This window comes from Mesotoga sp. Brook.08.YT.4.2.5.2., from assembly GCF_003351125.1.
In the GTDB taxonomy this organism is placed as follows: Bacteria; Thermotogota; Thermotogae; order Petrotogales; family Kosmotogaceae; genus Mesotoga.
In genome coordinates this window covers 1-16,740 of the sequence record NZ_JPGZ01000017.1, presented here as the reverse complement: position 1 = coordinate 16,740, position 16,740 = coordinate 1, and the positions used below count along the sequence as shown (strand labels likewise).

20 protein-coding genes are annotated in these 16,740 nt (G+C 44.9%); 6 read left to right on the top strand and 14 right to left on the bottom strand.

Annotation, left to right across the window (positions count from 1 at the left end; genetic code table 11):
* Window positions 1-511: 511 nt before the first annotated feature.
* Together Q502_RS05735 and Q502_RS05730 are read right to left on the bottom strand one after the other, a co-directional pair.
* Entirely contained in the window at window positions 512-1,477 is a 966-nt protein-coding gene (locus Q502_RS05735; RefSeq protein ID WP_243392334.1) for a nucleotidyl transferase AbiEii/AbiGii toxin family protein, read from the bottom strand.
* On the bottom strand, window positions 1,474-2,277 hold the full coding sequence (locus Q502_RS05730; protein WP_099830065.1) for a type IV toxin-antitoxin system AbiEi family antitoxin domain-containing protein: 804 nt from the start codon (window positions 2,275-2,277) through the stop codon (window positions 1,474-1,476). Before Q502_RS05730 ends, Q502_RS05735 begins: the two co-directional genes overlap by 4 nt.
* 2,030 nt (window positions 2,278-4,307) lie before the next feature.
* On the opposite strand from Q502_RS05730, the gene Q502_RS14600 reads away from it, so the two are divergent.
* Window positions 4,308-5,138 carry a transposase gene (locus Q502_RS14600; protein WP_243392333.1) on the top strand — a complete coding sequence of 277 codons (831 nt, stop codon included), beginning with the start codon at window positions 4,308-4,310 and terminating at the stop codon, window positions 5,136-5,138.
* A 337-nt stretch (window positions 5,139-5,475) separates the two neighbouring features.
* Here Q502_RS14600 and Q502_RS05710 read toward each other — a convergent pair whose 3' ends face one another.
* The 4 genes from Q502_RS05710 to Q502_RS05690 form a co-directional block, all read right to left on the bottom strand.
* Complete coding sequence (locus Q502_RS05710) at window positions 5,476-6,372, bottom strand: nucleotidyl transferase AbiEii/AbiGii toxin family protein (RefSeq protein WP_099830062.1); 897 nt, start codon at window positions 6,370-6,372, stop codon at window positions 5,476-5,478.
* Complete coding sequence (locus Q502_RS05705; RefSeq protein ID WP_258002028.1) at window positions 6,369-7,022, bottom strand: hypothetical protein; 654 nt, start codon at window positions 7,020-7,022, stop codon at window positions 6,369-6,371. The genes Q502_RS05710 and Q502_RS05705 overlap by 4 nt, the downstream gene beginning before the upstream one ends.
* Window positions 7,023-7,650: 628 nt before the next feature.
* Complete coding sequence (locus Q502_RS05695; RefSeq protein ID WP_099830059.1) at window positions 7,651-8,037, bottom strand: DUF5615 family PIN-like protein; 387 nt, start codon at window positions 8,035-8,037, stop codon at window positions 7,651-7,653.
* Entirely contained in the window at window positions 8,021-8,257 is a 237-nt protein-coding gene (locus tag Q502_RS05690; RefSeq protein ID WP_006486348.1) for a DUF433 domain-containing protein, read from the bottom strand. Before Q502_RS05690 ends, Q502_RS05695 begins: the two co-directional genes overlap by 17 nt.
* 480 nt (window positions 8,258-8,737) lie before the next feature.
* On the opposite strand from Q502_RS05690, the gene Q502_RS05685 reads away from it, so the two are divergent.
* Genes Q502_RS05685 through Q502_RS05675 form a run of 3 tightly spaced genes read left to right on the top strand, consistent with a single transcriptional unit; the run spans window position 8,738 to window position 9,601 of the window.
* The gene (locus tag Q502_RS05685; RefSeq protein WP_099830058.1) at window positions 8,738-9,097 is read left to right on the top strand and encodes a hypothetical protein; all 360 of its coding nucleotides are present in this window, start codon (window positions 8,738-8,740) and stop codon (window positions 9,095-9,097) included.
* Complete coding sequence (locus Q502_RS15035; protein WP_099830057.1) at window positions 9,094-9,312, top strand: AAC(3) family N-acetyltransferase; 219 nt, start codon at window positions 9,094-9,096, stop codon at window positions 9,310-9,312. Before Q502_RS05685 ends, Q502_RS15035 begins: the two co-directional genes overlap by 4 nt.
* Window positions 9,224-9,601 (top strand): AAC(3) family N-acetyltransferase, encoded by a 378-nt coding sequence (locus Q502_RS05675; RefSeq protein ID WP_099830056.1) that lies wholly within the window; start codon window positions 9,224-9,226, stop codon window positions 9,599-9,601. The genes Q502_RS15035 and Q502_RS05675 overlap by 89 nt, the downstream gene beginning before the upstream one ends.
* A gap of 387 nt (window positions 9,602-9,988) precedes the next feature.
* On the opposite strand, the gene Q502_RS05670 is transcribed toward Q502_RS05675, so the two are convergent.
* The 8 genes from Q502_RS05670 to Q502_RS05635 form a co-directional block, all read right to left on the bottom strand.
* Window positions 9,989-10,453 (bottom strand): prepilin-type N-terminal cleavage/methylation domain-containing protein, encoded by a 465-nt coding sequence (locus Q502_RS05670; protein WP_099830055.1) that lies wholly within the window; start codon window positions 10,451-10,453, stop codon window positions 9,989-9,991.
* Between the two features lie 127 nt (window positions 10,454-10,580).
* Window positions 10,581-11,066, bottom strand: a complete 486-nt coding sequence (locus tag Q502_RS05665) for a type II secretion system protein (protein WP_099830054.1) — start codon at window positions 11,064-11,066, stop codon at window positions 10,581-10,583.
* 113 nt (window positions 11,067-11,179) lie between these two features.
* Window positions 11,180-11,677, bottom strand: coding sequence for a type II secretion system protein (locus Q502_RS05660; protein WP_099830053.1), 498 nt, complete (start codon window positions 11,675-11,677; stop codon window positions 11,180-11,182).
* Window positions 11,678-11,788: 111 nt separating this feature from the next.
* On the bottom strand, window positions 11,789-12,304 hold the full coding sequence (locus Q502_RS05655) for a prepilin-type N-terminal cleavage/methylation domain-containing protein (protein WP_099830052.1): 516 nt from the start codon (window positions 12,302-12,304) through the stop codon (window positions 11,789-11,791).
* Window positions 12,305-12,415: 111 nt separating this feature from the next.
* Entirely contained in the window at window positions 12,416-12,928 is a 513-nt protein-coding gene (locus Q502_RS05650; RefSeq protein WP_099830051.1) for a type II secretion system protein, read from the bottom strand.
* A gap of 248 nt (window positions 12,929-13,176) precedes the next feature.
* Entirely contained in the window at window positions 13,177-13,650 is a 474-nt protein-coding gene (locus tag Q502_RS05645; RefSeq protein WP_099830050.1) for a prepilin-type N-terminal cleavage/methylation domain-containing protein, read from the bottom strand.
* Between the two features lie 135 nt (window positions 13,651-13,785).
* A complete protein-coding gene (locus Q502_RS14595) occupies window positions 13,786-14,328 on the bottom strand; it encodes a type II secretion system protein (protein ID WP_243392331.1) in 543 nt (180 codons plus the stop codon).
* Window positions 14,329-14,442: 114 nt separating this feature from the next.
* Window positions 14,443-14,937 carry a type II secretion system protein gene (locus Q502_RS05635; RefSeq protein WP_099830049.1) on the bottom strand — a complete coding sequence of 165 codons (495 nt, stop codon included), beginning with the start codon at window positions 14,935-14,937 and terminating at the stop codon, window positions 14,443-14,445.
* 760 nt (window positions 14,938-15,697) lie between these two features.
* Between Q502_RS05635 and Q502_RS05630 the strand changes: the two genes are divergently transcribed.
* Together Q502_RS05630 and Q502_RS05625 are read left to right on the top strand one after the other, a co-directional pair.
* Entirely contained in the window at window positions 15,698-15,979 is a 282-nt protein-coding gene (locus Q502_RS05630; RefSeq protein WP_099830048.1) for a type II toxin-antitoxin system Phd/YefM family antitoxin, read from the top strand.
* Window positions 15,976-16,374, top strand: coding sequence for a putative toxin-antitoxin system toxin component, PIN family (locus tag Q502_RS05625; protein WP_099830047.1), 399 nt, complete (start codon window positions 15,976-15,978; stop codon window positions 16,372-16,374). Before Q502_RS05630 ends, Q502_RS05625 begins: the two co-directional genes overlap by 4 nt.
* Window positions 16,375-16,740: the final 366 nt, after the last annotated feature.

The window sequence follows — 16,740 nt, the reverse complement described above, 5'->3', positions numbered from 1 at the left end:
CTCCAGACTTATCCCGGGATAACCAGGCTTCCCGGTTTTGATGACACTAAAGGTCCTTACGACACGTTTACGGTGGTTCACTTGTATTCGTCTCCTCTGGTACTCACCTGACGGGATCGCTGTCCCGCCTTTTCCCGTAACGTTCACTACCATGGCTCTTTACCACAGCAGCTTACGGTGGTTTGAAGCCTCCACCTGCATGGCGGCTTCGAGGGGCCCTCCCTCATCTTCGATTAAGCATGGCTTGAAGTTTCCTTCTTCGCCTTCTTGGCACACCCTGGTTAGGACCTCGGTCTTTGGAGCGTTCTCAAGAACAAATCCCGATCAGTTGCATATCGGGATGACAGCCTTTTCTTGCTTTGGGTCATCCTGGCGTGCTTCAGGCCAGGATCTCGGTCCTAGGAGTGTTTTCAAGACCAGATCCCGTGCAGTTTCCCTGAACTGGACCACTTCAGGGCAGGCGCGACGGAATGACAGTAAAAGGGCGTTACAGTTCACGAGACTTCTTTGATCAGCCTTGAAGAGTTTGCCTAACATTCAGTGCTTTCCATTTGAGCATAGGCAGCTTTTTAATTCTATCTGACAGTTCTTTGTCATCGGTAATGATTTCTGGTCTGATTTCGCCTTTTTCGTTTAGGATTCTTAAGAATTCTCTTTCATTGTCCTTCAGAGGCAGCAAATAGGAGACTACTTTCTCGCAAGATCTTTCGATATCACTGGCAAGAATGTCGAGTTTTTCTTTGTCAAGTGTGCCTCTTAGAAGTGGCAGCAATCGTTTTTTCAGGTCATTCTTATTTACTCGAAATGATTTTTCGTCTATTTCGAGCCAGTTTTCTCGATTCATCCCCCCAAAAACCGTAAAGGCAAGCCGGAGTTTTTCAAGATCAAGGGTGTATATTTGCTTGTCAAGCAGATATACATCATAAAGGTCTCTGCTTGTTTTTCGCGAAAAGCAGGCCGCGATTTTCGAGGCGAAAACTTCCAGCTTGTTTACTAATGGAACTCTACGGGCTATTTGACTACCTACCTGCCTTGAATCCATTGTTTCTATTTCAAACAGTGGAACCCTCATCATGTAGTTTATGTCAATAGACAGATTTCCTCCAGAAGATAGGGAGCTTACGTACCTCAATGAATAAGAGGTGGCCGCTTCTGAATCCCTTTTGTTTCTTATGGACAGGCTCTCTTCGTGGCATACTGATTCTATGATGTTCTCAAAACCGTTTCTGTCACGGTCGAGTTCTTCTCGAGTGGGTGATCCAATATAGTTGATATCTATATCTACCGACAATCTTGGAATTTCCAAGAAGAATAGATTAATTGCCGTTCCCCCCTTTAGAGCGAAACTTCCTGTAAGACGATCGATACTTGATGCGCGATCAAGCCATGAAAGCAGTAGAGAGACTTTCTCAATAATCTCCTGCCGATAGCCCGTCTGACCGGATAATCTGGACAGAGTCTCCCTGGACATTCTCATTGTTCTTCCCACCTTTCATTCAATATGTATTCAGGAATTACGAGATTCCATTCCTTTACCAACCTTGCTCTGTCAACTCGTGATCGATCAAAGTAATGCGGCGAAACTGGGATCATTTTTTTCAGTTCTCTCAGTAGAGTCTGGTCATTGTCTGTGATTTTCGGATGTCTTTGTAAGAAGAAGCCGACTTTGGCACTCGTGGTAGAGTTGTCAAGTGCTCTCAGATACTTCAGCAGGTTTTCGGTGTTTAGATACTCGGTCATTTTGAGGGAACGCCAGACCTCTTCAATTCCGCCACATAGATTGGGTCTATCGAGCATATCTGCAAACGTTCTTTCTCTGCTGGTTATAAGAACGTTTATACCTTTTATATCCACTTGTTCTGTGAGTAGGAAGTAGTTGTCTGAGCGAAGCAGGTTCTGAGAGGGGTGAGTCGGTATGTATTCGATTTCCCTGAAAACTAAAGGATGCACACTCTTCATAGTCAAGAATGTTCTGGTACTGAAAAGCGAGTAGGTATTCCCATTGAATTCCTGAGCCGTATGATAAGCAAGAATCGCATCCTCCGTTCTCTTTGCCGCAATGAGAAATGAATCAGGGGCGAATTGTTCTACCTTCTGGTTAAGGGGCACCACTGCGTAGAGACCACGACAGATTTTGAGGACACGGCCTCTCTTAACGTGATAATTCAGAAGAACGCTGTAGTTCTCAAGACTCTTCGCTTCATTCTTCTTCAGAAATTCTTTTAGTTCATGAGTCGTGAAGACCGGTGATTCTTCAAAAAAAAGTTCTAATCTCACTTGATCTCCTCTCCGTGACTTGACAGTGATTACCATATAGTATAAATATTTTATAGTTTTGGGTGAGTTCTGTCAAGCCGAATGATAAAGTGGAACGAACACTCGACCGAGGTTGCAGATAGAGGTTGGTGGTTGGGCAGGAGAAAAAAACAAGACCTAGACCCAAATAACGGGAGCATACAGAAGCTGTCTATCAGAACCACTCACTTCGTCATCCAGACTTGATCTTGGTCACAATCTGTGCTGGGTCTTGACGAATGACAGGTTCATGATCTTGAACGGTCAGCGGTGAACCGCATTTCACAGCCGCGAAAAACGGGACAGACTCCATTTTTATGAACAAGAGCAGTTCTTCGTTCCGACGCTTCGCATCCTGATTCCTCAGAAGAGCAAGAAGACGTCCTTGGTCCTTCGTCCAAGATCTTGAACCCGTCCTTCGAAAGATCATGAAGAGGAGAGGGCTAAAAATAGGGACTCCATTTTTAGAACAAGAGCAGTTCTTCGTTCATAAGAGCGTGCAGAGAGCCGTCCTTCGACCTTCGTCCAAGAGCGTGGACCCGTCCTTGGAAGAGCGGGAAGAGGAGAGAGGAAGAGAGGACGCGAAAAATGGGACAGACATCAAGAGCCTGTCAGTCCCGGGGCAAAAAGGGGACAGACTCCATTTTTTCAGAATCGGTTCTTACCAGCGATCAGCGGGTCCTCGTTCTTAAGTGTGCAGCGGCTCTTCAGGGCGAGATCCCGTGTGTTTGGAATGATAAGGTTGCTTCGTATCCATTATCGTTCAATTTAACGCCGCTATTAATGATACTTATTCCACTTTCCTCTTGTGTTCTTTCTGCAGCATTAGTGATTTGTTCATTGAGGGACAAAAATAGAAAAAAAAACGGGACAGACTCCATTTTTTCAGAATCGGTTCTTACCAGCGATCAGCGGGTTCTCGTTCTTAAGCGTACAGCGGTCTTTTCGGTGAACGGGTTCATGATCTTGAACGGTCGGTCAACGGTGAACCGTATTTCACAGCGATCACCGGGTTCTCGTTCTTAAGCGTACAGCGGCCTTTTCGGTGAACGGGTTCATGATCTTGAACGGTCAACGGCGAACCATGTTTTACAGCGTTCAGCGGATCTTAGAACAAATAGGGACTCCATTATTCAGTAACACAGGTGTTCGTTCGGTTGGAGCACGTTTGCGGTCGATAGTTTTCCAAATGTTAAAAAGGGGACAGACTCCATTTTTAGGAACAAAATGTTAAAAAGGAAAAGAGGTGAAAATAGGGACAGACTCCATTTTTTCAAGAGCCGTCCTTCGACCTTCGTCCAAGAGCGTGGACCCGTCCTTGGGAAGAGCGGGAAAGAGGAGAGAGGAAGAGAGAGAGAAAGAGAGGCCGAGAGGACGCGAAAAAGCGACAGACATCAAAAAACGAAAAAAGGGGACAAAACGAAAAAAGGGGACAGACTCCATTTTTTCAGAATCGGTTCTTACCAGCGATCAGCTGTCGAAAAAAAGTGAAAAATAGGGACTCCATTTTTAGGAACAAAAGCGGTTCCTCGTTCCGACGCTTCGCGTCCAGGTTCTTGGTTCTTAGGCCGCGGAGCGGAACTGGCGCGACGAGAAGGGAGAGCAGAGGTTAGAGGCGACAGGCTAGAGGTTGGAAGAGCGCAAAGATCTTGATCTTCTTACCTCTATCCTCATCACCCTTACCTCTGATCCACCCCGCCGCGACTGGTGCTCGCGATCGACAAAAATAGGGACTCCATTTTTAGGAACAAGAGCAGTTCCTCGTTCCGACGCTTCGCGTCCAGGTTCTTGGTTCTTGGCCGCGGAGCGGAACTGGCGAAGGGTTTCACTCACAGCGATCAGCAGGTTCTAGAGAGCGAAAAACGGGACAGACTCCATTTTTGATATAATTTGTGTTGAATGTGAGCGAGATCCCGTATTAAAGCACTACGGGACGACAGGATCTGAGCCAGGCGTTAGAATCTGGGTTTGCTCGATTGATTCTTTCATTTTTATGGTTCGAGGTGATGATGATGCCGAGGTCAGCTCGGGTCGTATTCGAAGGTGTTGTTCATCACATTACTCAAAGAGGTAATTATAGGCAGAGCATATTTGAGGATTCTGCCGACAGGAAGAAGTACATTGAGTTCGTCAGTGAGTATTCGAGAAAGTATGAAATGAAGATCTACGCTTACTGTCTTATGACCAATCACGTGCATTTCTTAGCGGCTCCCCTTAGAAACGATTCACTTGCAATGACCTTCAAGTACACCAATATGCGGTACTCAAGCTACTTCAACAAGAAGAACCGGAGAGCCGGCCATCTCTGGCAGGCGCGCTTCTACTCATGTCCCCTGCATCGCGATCACGCCCTGGAGGCACTCAAGTATGTTGAAAGGAATCCCGTTCGGGCCAAGATGGTTCACTTTCCCTGGGAGTATGAATGGTCGAGCGCTAGGGAACACGTTGGTATGAGTGTGATGGTAGACGTTTCCGATGAAAGCGATAGCTCTTCTAGAGATGCTGGCAGTAAATCTGTGGACATAGGTGAAGAGCAAGTTCGTCCCCGATCTATCACGACAGATGAGAAAGTCTCTGAAGGCAACGCTCTATCTTCTAAGGTTTCAATAGCTTCCGGCAAGAACATTCAACTTTCTTCGTTGAAGGATTTCGATCTCAACTGGAATCCAGAAGGCTGGAGAGAGTTTCTTGGCTTTCCGGATGAAGATGATTTTCTCAGTAGAATCAGGGGAAATACGTTTTCTGGAAAGCCTTTGTTTGCCGAGAATCTTGTAGCCGATCTTGAGAAGGAGCTCGGTGTCTCACTTACAAGAAGACCAATAGGGAGACCGAAGAAGAGTTAGTAACATTCAGAGCGAAATACTGAAATGATTCGATATCAAGTTTAGAGGAAGTGTTGAGGGCACTTTCTTTCATCTGCCAAGTAGATAATCCTTCAAATCAGATTTGACTTTCTATGCATTCTTGTTTTTCGCCTCTGCTATTCGTAAATTTGTCAAAAATAGGGACTCCATTTTTTCAAGAGCCGTCCTTGGGAAGAGAGAGAAGAGAGGGCGGACGCGAAAAATGGGACAGACATGAAGAGATTTGTCAGTCCCTATTTTCGCTCTCGTCTTCTCGTGAGCGAAGCGAACTCTCGCTGTTCTTTCCCGGCTCTTACAAACTCCACAAATACAGTGGTCATTTCCAGCTTAGGTCATCAGGCTCCCAGTGTGAGGCGAAGATCTCGTCTCTTTGCAGAGCTTCAAGTACAGGTACAAGGAAGTTCTTGATTTGACCTATAACTTCCTCAAGAAATGCATAAAACGTGGTGTTTTTCTTTTTAGCGAAGGCTGTCCATCTTCGCTGATGGAGTGAATCGGAAGTGAATTGCTTCTCGAATGCGACGATCTCTTCCATCGGTGTGCCACGATTTCTAAATGTTTCCCCAATTGCGGCTTGCAGTGTTGTGCCATTGAAACGGAAGAACCTGGACAGCAAAAAGATGTCGTAGAAGTCTTTGTAGCGACTGGTCAGAAAACCCAGCGAGGCTATCGCTTCCAGTTTTTCTGCGATAACCGATTCTTTTGAGTATGCAAAGACAACCGGCTGCGGATCATTCAGCAGAACCGGGAATTCCATCTGAACTCTCTCCGGTGTTATGCAGTCGCCAAATCCGACATCGACGGTTATGGATAGTCTTGTTCGCTCCAAGTAGGCCGTAATGGTTACCCGAGTACCGGGGTATTGTTTTGCACCTGCAATGGAACGTAGGTTCATGCTTTCCAGATCAAAGCGTATCCCGTCGTCGGTATCTACCGAGAAGATATCATAGAAAACCTTCTCGAGAGATTCCCTTTCGTTGCTGATTTTCTGCCCCAGCAGATCTATATCGGTTGTTGATCGCGGGAACCGCCCTTCAAATAGCGCATAAAGAAAGATCCCACCTTTCAATGTGAATTCGTCTTTGTGGGGAGATATGGATAATCTGTATATGGTACGTTCAAGCGCATAGATTTGCAGTAGATCCTGATAACTCCTGCCTTGCTTCTCGGCTAGATTTCTTAGCCGGGCTTTTACAGATGCTGCCTTGTTCATAGCAGTACCTCCAGATAGGTTCTCAGTATCTTTGAATTGCCGAGTTCCTTGGCATATCTGTATAGTTTGTTCAGGTTTCGATCCTTTTTTGCGAGATACTGAACAAGCACTTCCTTTGCGACTTCAATGCCGAGTCTTTCGCGATATTGCAGAATGTCGATTACAGTCTTTTCCGGGTCATAAATGGAGAACTGATTCGAGTCTTCGTGAATAGTCATGATTCCGGTTTTGTATCGTATGTCGTTGTAATAGTAAAGTTGAATCTGAGGCCACTCTGGCATCGTATAAATCCTGTCGCTCCTGGGAATCGCCACGTCTATTGCTGTGGAACGTTCTGTGGTAAGCTGCCAATAGATTGCCGAGCTAATCAGGCAGATCACGCCCCTTGGCACATAAGCATTGACATAGTAGAAGTCTGATTCCTCACCCTCGTAGATTAGATTTTCATAGCTTTTGCGTGTCAGTTTCTTAAGGATATTCTCCTCGATAAGCTTCTTGATACGATAGAAGCTATATCCCATGTCTTTGAGTTCATCTATTTTAATAATCTTCTTCTGAGGCAGTTGATGCCTTGTTGAGTTCAATAATCTCACCTCTTCAACAACACTCTCAACGAATACCTGCATCATTCTGTATCTGCCGATGTTCATGAAAATTGTATCATGAATTGCAGTGATTTAGTTGGCGAGCGAAGAGCCGTCCTTGGGAAGAGCGGGAGAAGAGCAGTTCTTCGTTCCGACGCTTCGCGTCCAAGTTCTTGGTACGAACCAGGTCTGGGGTATGGGGTCTAGGGTCTGGCAAGAGCTGAAAGAGCGGGAAGAGGAGAGAGGAAGAGAAGGCGAGAGGACGCGAAAAACGGTACAGACGTCAGGAGCCCGTCTATCCCTATTTTCGCTTACAGCGGTCAGCGTCCAGCGAGAAGCCGCTGTTTGTGGGCACATTCATTTGAGGACTTGTCAGTCCCTCTTTTTTGCTATTCACAATCAACTTTGAATGCATTTGCTCGCTCCTACGCGCAACGCAGCACTCTCTAGGGGTTTCGAGGGTTTTTTGATGCGTACTGAAAGTGTTCTGATATCAGAACTGGTTCTGAGGTCGGAACTAAAGGTGCAAGTAGCATAAAAAAGGAGACCCCATCATTTCTATTTGAGCAATGTAATTCTTCGTTGAGCTTTAGATGTTGTTCGTTAAGAGCTGGCAGTATACGGTGCGCGAATGCTCAAAGTAGAAGGCCTTGAAAGCGGGACACTCAAGAGTAAGGATAGTACTATGACGGACTTATTTTGCTCCGGGCAAGAACTTCCGTATCCTGACTCTTTCTGCAGTTATCACAACGAATTTGCCGATCATTTCACTACCATACTTTTTTATAACTTGTATTACCTGGTCTGCTTTGCAGGAATAATCCACACCAGTAAGTCTAAGGAGAACAATGCCAGGACAACTCCTCTGTTTTCTGAACACTATCTCCCCAAAGTCTTTGTCATCTGTCAAGATCAACGCGCCTAAATCTTTTGAGAGTCCCATAACTTCCTCATCTGTGATTCCTGTAGCCGATTCTGCTACTGAGTACACAGAGATACCGGCTAGCCTTAGGCTAGATACTAACCTTTGATCGATGTTCTCATCAGCGAGTAAGGAAAGCGTTTCACTTCTTTTCGGCAAGAGAGTACACGTCCTCGTTGCGTAATACATCAAGAGCATAAGCGATTGCTGCCCTGACCTTCTCTTTGTCTAATGAAGGATGCGCTTCAACGATTTCAGAAATCTCCATTCCGGCCGTAAGTTCTGAAAGTATGTGCTCGACAGTTATCCTTGTTCCCTTGATTACTGGTTTGCCAAGCATTATTCTTGAATCTGAATGAATGAAGTCCTTGTAATCCATCGTCAACACCTCACGAATATTATAGCATCTTAGACTTGTAGGCTCTGCAAGTTGCAGGAACGGTTATCCGTTATCGGTTCTCCGACGAAGCGAGACCAGAACGAGAGAACGAGAAGTCGCTTTGAGTTTGAGATGAAGCTTTGCTTCGAGAGAAACCATTCGAAACTATGAATAGCAAAGAGAAGGCAGATCCGCATGGGAGATCTTAATAGTTGCCTGAAACAGAATCCCTGAACAGGAGCATTTCAGGGCAGGCTCTACGGGATGACTGTCTTTTCTTGCTTTTCGTCATTCTGACACGCTTCTGGTCAGAATCTCGATCTTTGAAACAGTTGCAAGTGACAAGTTGCAAGTTGAATAAGAAAGGTTATCCGTTATCGGTTCACCGTTCTCCGGTCCGAGCAGAGCGAGAGCTTCAAGACCTATCAAGCTCTTTGGATGATGATCTTAGGTCCTCCCTTGAGGGAGGAGGGCCACGAAGTGACGGAGTGTTACTGTTTCAAAGAAGAGCATCGAGAGTACGAGATGAGGAGAGAGTACGAGAAACAGGAGAGAGGAGTTCTCGTCCTCTCGTGGGCGAAGCGAACTCTCGATGTTCTTTCTCGGCTCTTACCGACAGCCCACAACGCACAACCCACCACGGCTCTTAAGGGCGTTAAGAAGATAGAAGAGATGTTTGATGAGCAGGGGAAGATTGAGGATTCGATTGTCCATTTGATAGGCGATTATAAGTTAGTCCTTATCCATTCTTCGCTTTCTTCGATGAGCTTTGTGCAGGGCGGGGCAGAGTCTGTGGTCGAGGCTTTGAAGAGTCTTCAAAAAGAGGGATTACTGTTATGATGCTCGCGCTATCGTTCAGGTCTGTTACGCGGCTCAGCCAGATTTCCGATCATGAGAAGACGCCGTCGAATGTGGGCGCGATCTCGGAGGCTTTCAGAAGAAGTCACGGGGTGGTGAGAAGCGTTCATGCTACGCATTCTGTCTACGCCATGGCCCCTCTGGCAGATGAGCTTACGGCAGATCATCATATGGATCGCACTCCTGACTGCCTTTAATTCGTCATTTATAAAGCTCGTTGAAAGAGACGGTCTGGTTCTCTTTATTGGTTGTGGGTTGAGGCCCAATACTCTTATGCACGGCGCCGAAGAGATAGTCGAGCCGTCTTATCTCTTTGGACTGGAGGTCGAATATACGATAATTCTCCGGGGTGGGCTGGAGTATCGCAGGAATTACCTCACGCTCGATTTCAGCGGCTATGTCCAGAGATACGATAGGGTCGCTTCTCTGCTCGGAGGGGGAGATCTCTGGAAGGGAAAGGTGTCGAAGCAAAGACTTATGTTTTGAAAGCTAGGGCGTTGTGGTCTGCCGCTTTGGAGGACCTAGGGAGAGATGAATTCGCGTTTGATGATCGAGAGTGAGGATAAAGACGAAGGTTGGATTTTGGATCGTTTGGAGAGGTTCAACAGGTTTCGGGAATAGGCTTAGTGTAGATTGAGAAACGTTATAGGTTGAGGGATACAGAGAATTTGATTTATTAGAAATCAAGCAATAGGGAACTGCGAAGTGCAACTTTAGCTCTGCATCGAGAGAGAAAAAGGCGAAGGCTGTTTTTTTGTGAAATCAATGCGTGAGGAATTGGGAAGAATTCCTTAATGCTTGGCACTATTGCCGCAGGGTTAGTGGACAAATAAAAAAGCCCTCCGAAGAGGGCTTTTTGAGTTTTATGATCTATCAATATACTGTGAACGGGAATACGTATTTTATTGTGTTTCCATTTGTAGATGATAGACCTCCACTAAGATAGAATCCACCTGTACCAGTTGTTATTGAACCTTTAGTGACATTGTCCAAAACAGCCTTAACGGAAGTGAAATCGGAATCTGCACCAACATAGAATACTGATACTGTGTAGGATCCTCCGGTTCCTGGAAGTATGTATGCACCATAATCTTCGACCTTTACATCTCTTGCAAGTAAACTGATAGAGAGTGTTGAGGTTAGTGCACTTGAGCCATCAACGTAAGCCTTGTTTTCAATAGCGCTTGCGAGAGTCTTAAGGTTCTGAGCAACCTGGGTGGCTTTGGCCTTTCGGATTGCATTCAGTGCGACGGGGGTGATTGTGGCGATCAATGCTGCGATAACTGCGAGCACTATCAACAGTTCAACAAGTGAAAATCCTCTTTTTCTGTTCTTCATAACTTCTCCCTCCTATTTGATGGTTTTTCATCCAGATACTAACATGCAAGGGTGTGCCAAAAAACACGAATAAAAAAAGGACCTCAGTTAAGAGAGCCGCCTGGTATTCTTTGAACGTTTCTAAGAATCAATAAACGCTGTAAATGAAAGGATAGAAGATTTGTCCATCACTACTACTAAGTGCTCCAGCTTTCGTACCGGTGTTGCTTTTCGTCAAGGTCTTCCAGCTTGAAATGGCAGGAAAAGGAGCAACTTTCACCGCAGTTGGGAGGACTTCTATTACCTTATCAGGATTTACTGAATCCGTTGGCGTAAACGCAACGACACATGTGAATGTTCCAGCGGTATGCGTATAGTATAGAATGTAGTCGCTCGAAACATCGCGCGCAATATCTGACAGTTTCGCCAGACCATCAGCTGCATTAGCCCCATCTACATAAGCCTTATTCTCAAACGCACTTGCGAGAGTCTTGAGATTCTGTGCCACCTGGGTGGCTTTGGCCTTTTGGATTGCATTCAGTGCGACGGGGGTGATTGTGGCGATCAATGCTGCGATTACTGCGAGCACTATCAACAGTTCTACTAGTGAAAATCCTCTTTTTCTGTTCTTCATAACTTCTCCCTCCTACTTGATGGTTTTTCATCCACACACTCTTATGCAAGGGTGTGCCAAAAAACAGGAATGAGAAAAACGCCCTCATTTGAGGGCGTTAATAATTGATAAGATCAATAGACGTTGAACGTGAAAGTATATTGAAGAACGGAACCTGTAAAACTGTCTTTGCCAAGCTTGACGTAACCATCAAAACTGGGCAAATTTGTCTTAGTAGCAGTTTCTAAAACCTTTTGTACTTCATCAGCAGAGACATCTTCATTGGTTACAACATATACTTGGACTTTCCCTGCGTTTGTAGAATCTGTAGACACTTTGTACGCTATACCATATTTATTAGCATCAACATCTCTTGCAAGTAATTTGATATCATCTGTTGCTGTGAAGTAACCTCCATCAGGTTTCTTTATTCCACTGGCATCTGCTCCATTCACATACGCCGCGTTTTCAATAGCGCTTGCGAGAGTCTTCAAGTTCTGAGCAACCTGAGTTGCCTTGGCCTTTTTGATAGCATTCAGTGCGACGGGGGTGATTGTGGCAATCAATGCTGCGATTACTGCGAGCACTATCAACAGTTCAACAAGTGAAAATCCTCTTTTTCTGTTCTTCATAACTTCTCCCTCCTACTTGATGGTTTTTCATCCACACACCATCTTACAAGGGTGTGCCAAAAAACAGAAATAAAAAAAGCCCTCACACGGAGGGCCATTTCATTACTGGAATCAATAGACCGTGAAATCAAAGTAGTAATAAATGTATCCAGTTTCTTCTTCGTATGTTGCTCCACCACTGTCTACGAAATTACTACGATTAACTTCGTCCAAATTCGTAGAAGTATAGCCTACATCTGATGCATTTAGAACGTCCTTGACACTGCCTGCGTTAGCATCCTTTCCAGTATAGAAAACAACGACATCATATTTGCCAGATGATTGCGTGTAGGCAAAACCATAGAGATGATCGTTATCTTTCTTTGGAAGATCTCTGGCCAGATCATCAATGCTAATCTTCGAATTACCATCAGGTCCTTTGATCTCCTTATTATCATTTACCCCATTCACATACGCCGCGTTCTCAAGCGCAGTGGCGAGAGTCTTAAGGTTCTGAGCAACCTGAGTTGCCTTGGCCTTTTTGATAGCATTCAGTGCGACGGGGGTGATTGTGGCAATCAATGCTGCGATTACTGCGAGCACTATCAACAGTTCAACAAGTGAAAATCCTCTTTTTCTGTTCTTCATAACTTCTCCCTCCTATTTGATGGTTTTTCATCCACACACCATCTTACAAGGGTGTGCCAAGAAACAGAAATAAAAAAAGCCCTCCCACGGAGGGCCATTTCATTAGTGGAATCAATAGACCGTGAAATCAAAGTAGTAATAAATGTATCCAGTTTCTTCTTTGTATTCTGCTCCATCATCTACGAAATTATTAGGATTATCTTCGTCCAAATTCGTAGAAGTATAGCCTACATCTGATGTATTTAGAACGTCCTTGACACTGTCTGCGTTAGCATCCTTTCCAGTATAGAAAACAACGACATCATATTTGCCAGATGATTGCGTGTAGGCAAAACCATAGAGATGATCGTTATCTTTCTTTGGAAGATCTCTGGCCAGATCATCAATCCTAATCTCCTCATTACCATCAGGCCCTTTGATCTTCTTATTATCATCTACCCCATTCACATACGCCGCGTTCTCAAGCGCACTGGCGAGTGTCTTCAAGTTCTGTGCTACCTGTGTTGCTTTGGCCTTTTTGATAGCATTCATTGCCACTGGGGTGATGGTGGCGATCAATGCTGCGATTACTGCGAGCACTATCAACAGTTCAACAAGTGAAAATCCTCTTTTTCTGTTCTTCATAACTTCTCCCTCCTATTAGATGCTTTTTCATCCACAAACCATCTTGCAAGGGTGTGCCAAAAAGCAGGAATGAAAGAAAGCCCCATTGAGGACGTTAATAATTGATAAGATCAATAGCCGTTGAACGTGAAAGTATATTGAAGAACATTCCCTTCAAAACGATTGCTCAATACTTGGCATTATTGCCACAGGGTTAGTGGACAAATAAAAAAGCCCTCCGAAGAGGGCTTTTTGAGTTTTATGACCTATCAATATACTGTGAATTCGAATTCGTAACGAACGGTCATGTCAGTATTATCAGTCTTGCCTCCAGTTAAGTAGTCTGCGGTATTGTATGAAGCGCTAAAGCTAGTCTTTGTTGCATCTTTTAGAACTTTTATCACTTCTTCTTCATCCACACTGTCTGTTGTGAATACTACCGCTTTGAATTTTCCAGAGGTTGTTTCCGTGTAGGCAACTCCGTAATAAGTACCATTTATATCTCTTCCAAGATCACTTAGTTTAGTTACTCCCACAATACGTCCATTGCTGTCTACCCCATTCACATACGCCGCGTTCTCAAGCGCAGTGGCGAGAGTCTTCAAGTTCTGCGCTACCTGAGTTGCTTTGGCCTTTTTGATAGCATTCATTGCCACGGGGGTGATGGTGGCGATCAATGCGGCGATTACTGCGAGCACTATTAACAGTTCAACTAGCGAAAATCCTTTTTTTCTGTTCTTCATAACTTCTCCCTCCTATTTGATGGTTTTTTCATCCAGATACTAACTTGCAAGGGTGTGCCAAGAAACAGAATGCGGAAAAAGCCCTCAATCGCGAGGGCTATTTATTCTCAAAGCACATTAGTGAACCTTTGGGCATCAATAGATGGTGAATTCTATCGAATAGTACAAGAGTTTCGTCCCGCTAGATATACTTACTGTGCTCCCGCTAGGCCTTACCGAGAGATTGGCGTACGTCTTTGTTGAACTGTCAGGCATTGTGAAACTAATAGTATCATCTCCCGTAGCAGTAGCTTCTTTGACACTGTTGAGAGCTTTTTCAACTTCAGCTTTGTCTGCATCGACCTTTGCAAAGATTACAGCTTGTACTGTTCCCCCTGTAGTCATAGTATACGCAACACCATATTCTTCACCATTTATATCTCTTCCAAGATCAGCTAGCGCGATTGACCCCGTAGTTGTTCCTGATTTCTTAATCGTTCCGTCGGTATTTATCCCATTCACATACGCCGCGTTCTCAAGCGCGCTAGCTAGTGTCTTCAAGTTCTGTGCTACCTGTGTTGCCTTGGCCTTTTTGATAGCATTCATTGCCACGGGGGTGATTGTGGCTATCAATGCTGCGATTACTGCGAGCACTATCAAAAGTTCAACTAGTGAAAATCCTCTTTTTCTGTTATTCATAACTTCTCCCTCCTATTTGATGGTTTTTTCATCCACACACTACCTTGCAAGGGTGTGCCAAAAATCAGGAATAAAAAAGGCCCTCATTTGAAGGCCTTTTTTTATTTGTAGAAATCAATATACTATGAATTCGAAGTTATATCCAAAACTGAATGGGCTATCAGAATTTAAACCGAGCTTAGTTGGAGTTTTGCCTGCTAGATAGGTACTTGGTGTTGTTTTAGTGAGATCTTTAAGAACACCCTGTGAAGTCGTGAAATCGACAGCTTCTTTGGTAAAGACAGACACTTTGAATTTTCCGTCATCTACTTCTGCGTACCATATACCGTAAAGATCTTTGTCAACATCTCTTGCAAGTAATTTGATATCATCTGTTGCTGTGAAGTAACCTCCATCAGGTTTCTTTATTCCACTGGCATCTGCTCCATTCACATATGCCGCGTTCTCAAGCGCAGTGGCGAGAGTCTTAAGGTTCTGAGCAACCTGAGTTGCCTTGGCCTTTTTGATAGCATTCAGTGCCACGGGGGTGATTGTTGCAATCAATGCTGCGATAACTGCGAGCACTATCAACAGTTCAACCAGTGAAAATCCTCTTTTTCTGTTCTTCATAACTTCTCCCTCCTACTTGATGGTTTTTCATCCACACACTATCTTGCAAGGGTGTGCCAAAAAACAAAATCCTGCATATGCTCGAAGAAGTGCTTTCAATTTCCAGTGTTATGAATCCTAGTAAAAGCTTAATATGCTTCTAATAGCTACGAAGACTATGATAATAGCCTATTGAAGAATGCTTATATCAGTTGTCAGGTGGTAGAGACTAAGGACATCTAGATCTTGAAAGTGCTTTCAAGAAAATATTATACTCTGTTTGATAACGGAAAGGATAATCCTCTTCTCCGGAGCATTTTCTAAAAATCCGCTATCTTCTCTTCCCTGTCAGTTGCTTTATACGAATGAACTTTTTAGGGAAAGGAGTTTCCATTTTTCTCAAAAAACAGCGAAATTTATTTCCCTGAAAGTTCGCTTTCTCCCCTTCCTTAAAACCCGGGTGGAAAACAGGGACTCAAAGAGCCCGTCAGTCTTCATTTTCGCTTTCTCGTTAGCGAAGCGAACGTCTCGATGCTCTTTGTCTCAGCTTCACGCTCCATCGATCTTTTGCCCGCGAAGCTGAACTGGCGCGACGAGAAGGGAGAGCAGAGGTTAGAGGCGACAGGCTAGAGGTTGGAAGAGCGCAAAGATCTTGATCTTCTTACCTCTATCCTCATCCCTCTTACCTCTGATCCACCCCGCCGGCGCGACTGGTGTTCGCGATTGCGTAGGTAATTATGTAGGTCTTATTGTACAATATACTTGTACAGGAGGTGGTTTTATGAAGTACATAGCGACTCGAGACCTGAGAAGCAATCCCTCAGCGGTCTGGAAAACGCTTGATGAGGGATCGGAGGTTATCGTTACGGTTAACGGGAAGCCTAAGGCAATAATGATAAGGGCGGACGAGGATCTCGAATTTCTCATAAAAGCTATTTCCCGGGCAAAAGCTGAACTCGCGGTCGAAAGAATGCGACTCCAGTCTTTGAAGAACGGTCTTGATAGTCTTTCTTCAGAGGAGATTGAGAGAGAGATCTCTGAAAGCAGAAAAGCAGATAGATGAAGATAGTAGTAGACACAAACGTCCTTGTCGCGTCTCTAATAAATCCTCACGGAAGTCCCGCAGGTGTTCTCAATTGTATTCTCTCGAGTCGTGTTCTTCCCTGTTTCGATGCAAGAATTATCGATGAATACGAGAGGGTTCTTCAAAGACCGAGATTTGGATTCAGGAGCGACGATGTCCGGGCGCTTCTGGATTTCTTTGTTAGGGTCGGTTTTTTTGTGACTCCCGAACCTGTCTCTTTGGAGCTTCCAGATCTATCGGATTTACCTTTTGTTGAAGTCTCTAGAGCCACTAACAGTCCGATCGTTACGGGGAATGCGAAACACTTTCCCGCTGATTTCATAACTGTCCTGAGTCCTGCAGCGTTGATTGAGATAGTTCATAGAAGGGCGTGAAGAGCTGTCCTTTTAGAGCAGAAGAGTAGTTCCAACGCGCTGCGCCCAAATTCTCCGTTCCGGAGCTAGGAGCTTTGTTTTTGGTTCAGAAGAGCGAAAGAACGGCCAGTAAAGGCTTCGCCTTCGCCAGTCTGCTTGCGAGACGGAGTCGTACTGGCATCGTGAAGCGATACTGGCGCCGGAGGCGACTGGCGGTTGTTAACAACTCTCCACGCTCCACCGATCTTAAGAACGGTAGGGTCAAGAAATGGCGCGGTGTAAGTACAGACCTTGTGAGGCCAGGCTGTTTACTCCCCTTTCGGGAGAGTGTCCCCCTCAAGCGGGTCATCTCATCCGTTTCCATCTCCTGCCACCTCAAACCGTACG

Bases quoted from the DNA above. Each gene is read 5' to 3' on its own strand.
- Q502_RS14600 (WP_243392333.1), top strand. From the start codon at position 4,308: ATGCCGAGGTCAGCTCGGGTCGTATTCGAAGGTGTTGTTCATCACATT.
- Q502_RS05645 (WP_099830050.1), bottom strand. From the start codon at position 13,650: ATGAAGAACAGAAAAAAAGGATTTTCGCTAGTTGAACTGTTAATAGTG.
- Q502_RS05655 (WP_099830052.1), bottom strand. From the start codon at position 12,304: ATGAAGAACAGAAAAAGAGGATTTTCACTTGTTGAACTGTTGATAGTG.
- Q502_RS05665 (WP_099830054.1), bottom strand. From the start codon at position 11,066: ATGAAGAACAGAAAAAGAGGATTTTCACTAGTAGAACTGTTGATAGTG.
- Q502_RS15035 (WP_099830057.1), top strand. From the start codon at position 9,094: ATGATGCTCGCGCTATCGTTCAGGTCTGTTACGCGGCTCAGCCAGATT.
- Q502_RS05710 (WP_099830062.1), bottom strand. From the start codon at position 6,372: ATGAACAAGGCAGCATCTGTAAAAGCCCGGCTAAGAAATCTAGCCGAG.
- Q502_RS05635 (WP_099830049.1), bottom strand. From the start codon at position 14,937: ATGAAGAACAGAAAAAGAGGATTTTCACTGGTTGAACTGTTGATAGTG.
- Q502_RS05630 (WP_099830048.1), top strand. From the start codon at position 15,698: ATGAAGTACATAGCGACTCGAGACCTGAGAAGCAATCCCTCAGCGGTC.
- Q502_RS05735 (WP_243392334.1), bottom strand. From the start codon at position 1,477: ATGAGAATGTCCAGGGAGACTCTGTCCAGATTATCCGGTCAGACGGGC.
- Q502_RS14595 (WP_243392331.1), bottom strand. From the start codon at position 14,328: ATGAATAACAGAAAAAGAGGATTTTCACTAGTTGAACTTTTGATAGTG.
- Q502_RS05625 (WP_099830047.1), top strand. From the start codon at position 15,976: ATGAAGATAGTAGTAGACACAAACGTCCTTGTCGCGTCTCTAATAAAT.
- Q502_RS05650 (WP_099830051.1), bottom strand. From the start codon at position 12,928: ATGAAGAACAGAAAAAGAGGATTTTCACTTGTTGAACTGTTGATAGTG.
- Q502_RS05705 (WP_258002028.1), bottom strand. From the start codon at position 7,022: ATGAACATCGGCAGATACAGAATGATGCAGGTATTCGTTGAGAGTGTT.
- Q502_RS05670 (WP_099830055.1), bottom strand. From the start codon at position 10,453: ATGAAGAACAGAAAAAGAGGATTTTCACTTGTTGAACTGTTGATAGTG.
- Q502_RS05675 (WP_099830056.1), top strand. From the start codon at position 9,224: ATGCTACGCATTCTGTCTACGCCATGGCCCCTCTGGCAGATGAGCTTA.
- Q502_RS05690 (WP_006486348.1), bottom strand. From the start codon at position 8,257: ATGGATTACAAGGACTTCATTCATTCAGATTCAAGAATAATGCTTGGC.
- Q502_RS05660 (WP_099830053.1), bottom strand. From the start codon at position 11,677: ATGAAGAACAGAAAAAGAGGATTTTCACTTGTTGAACTGTTGATAGTG.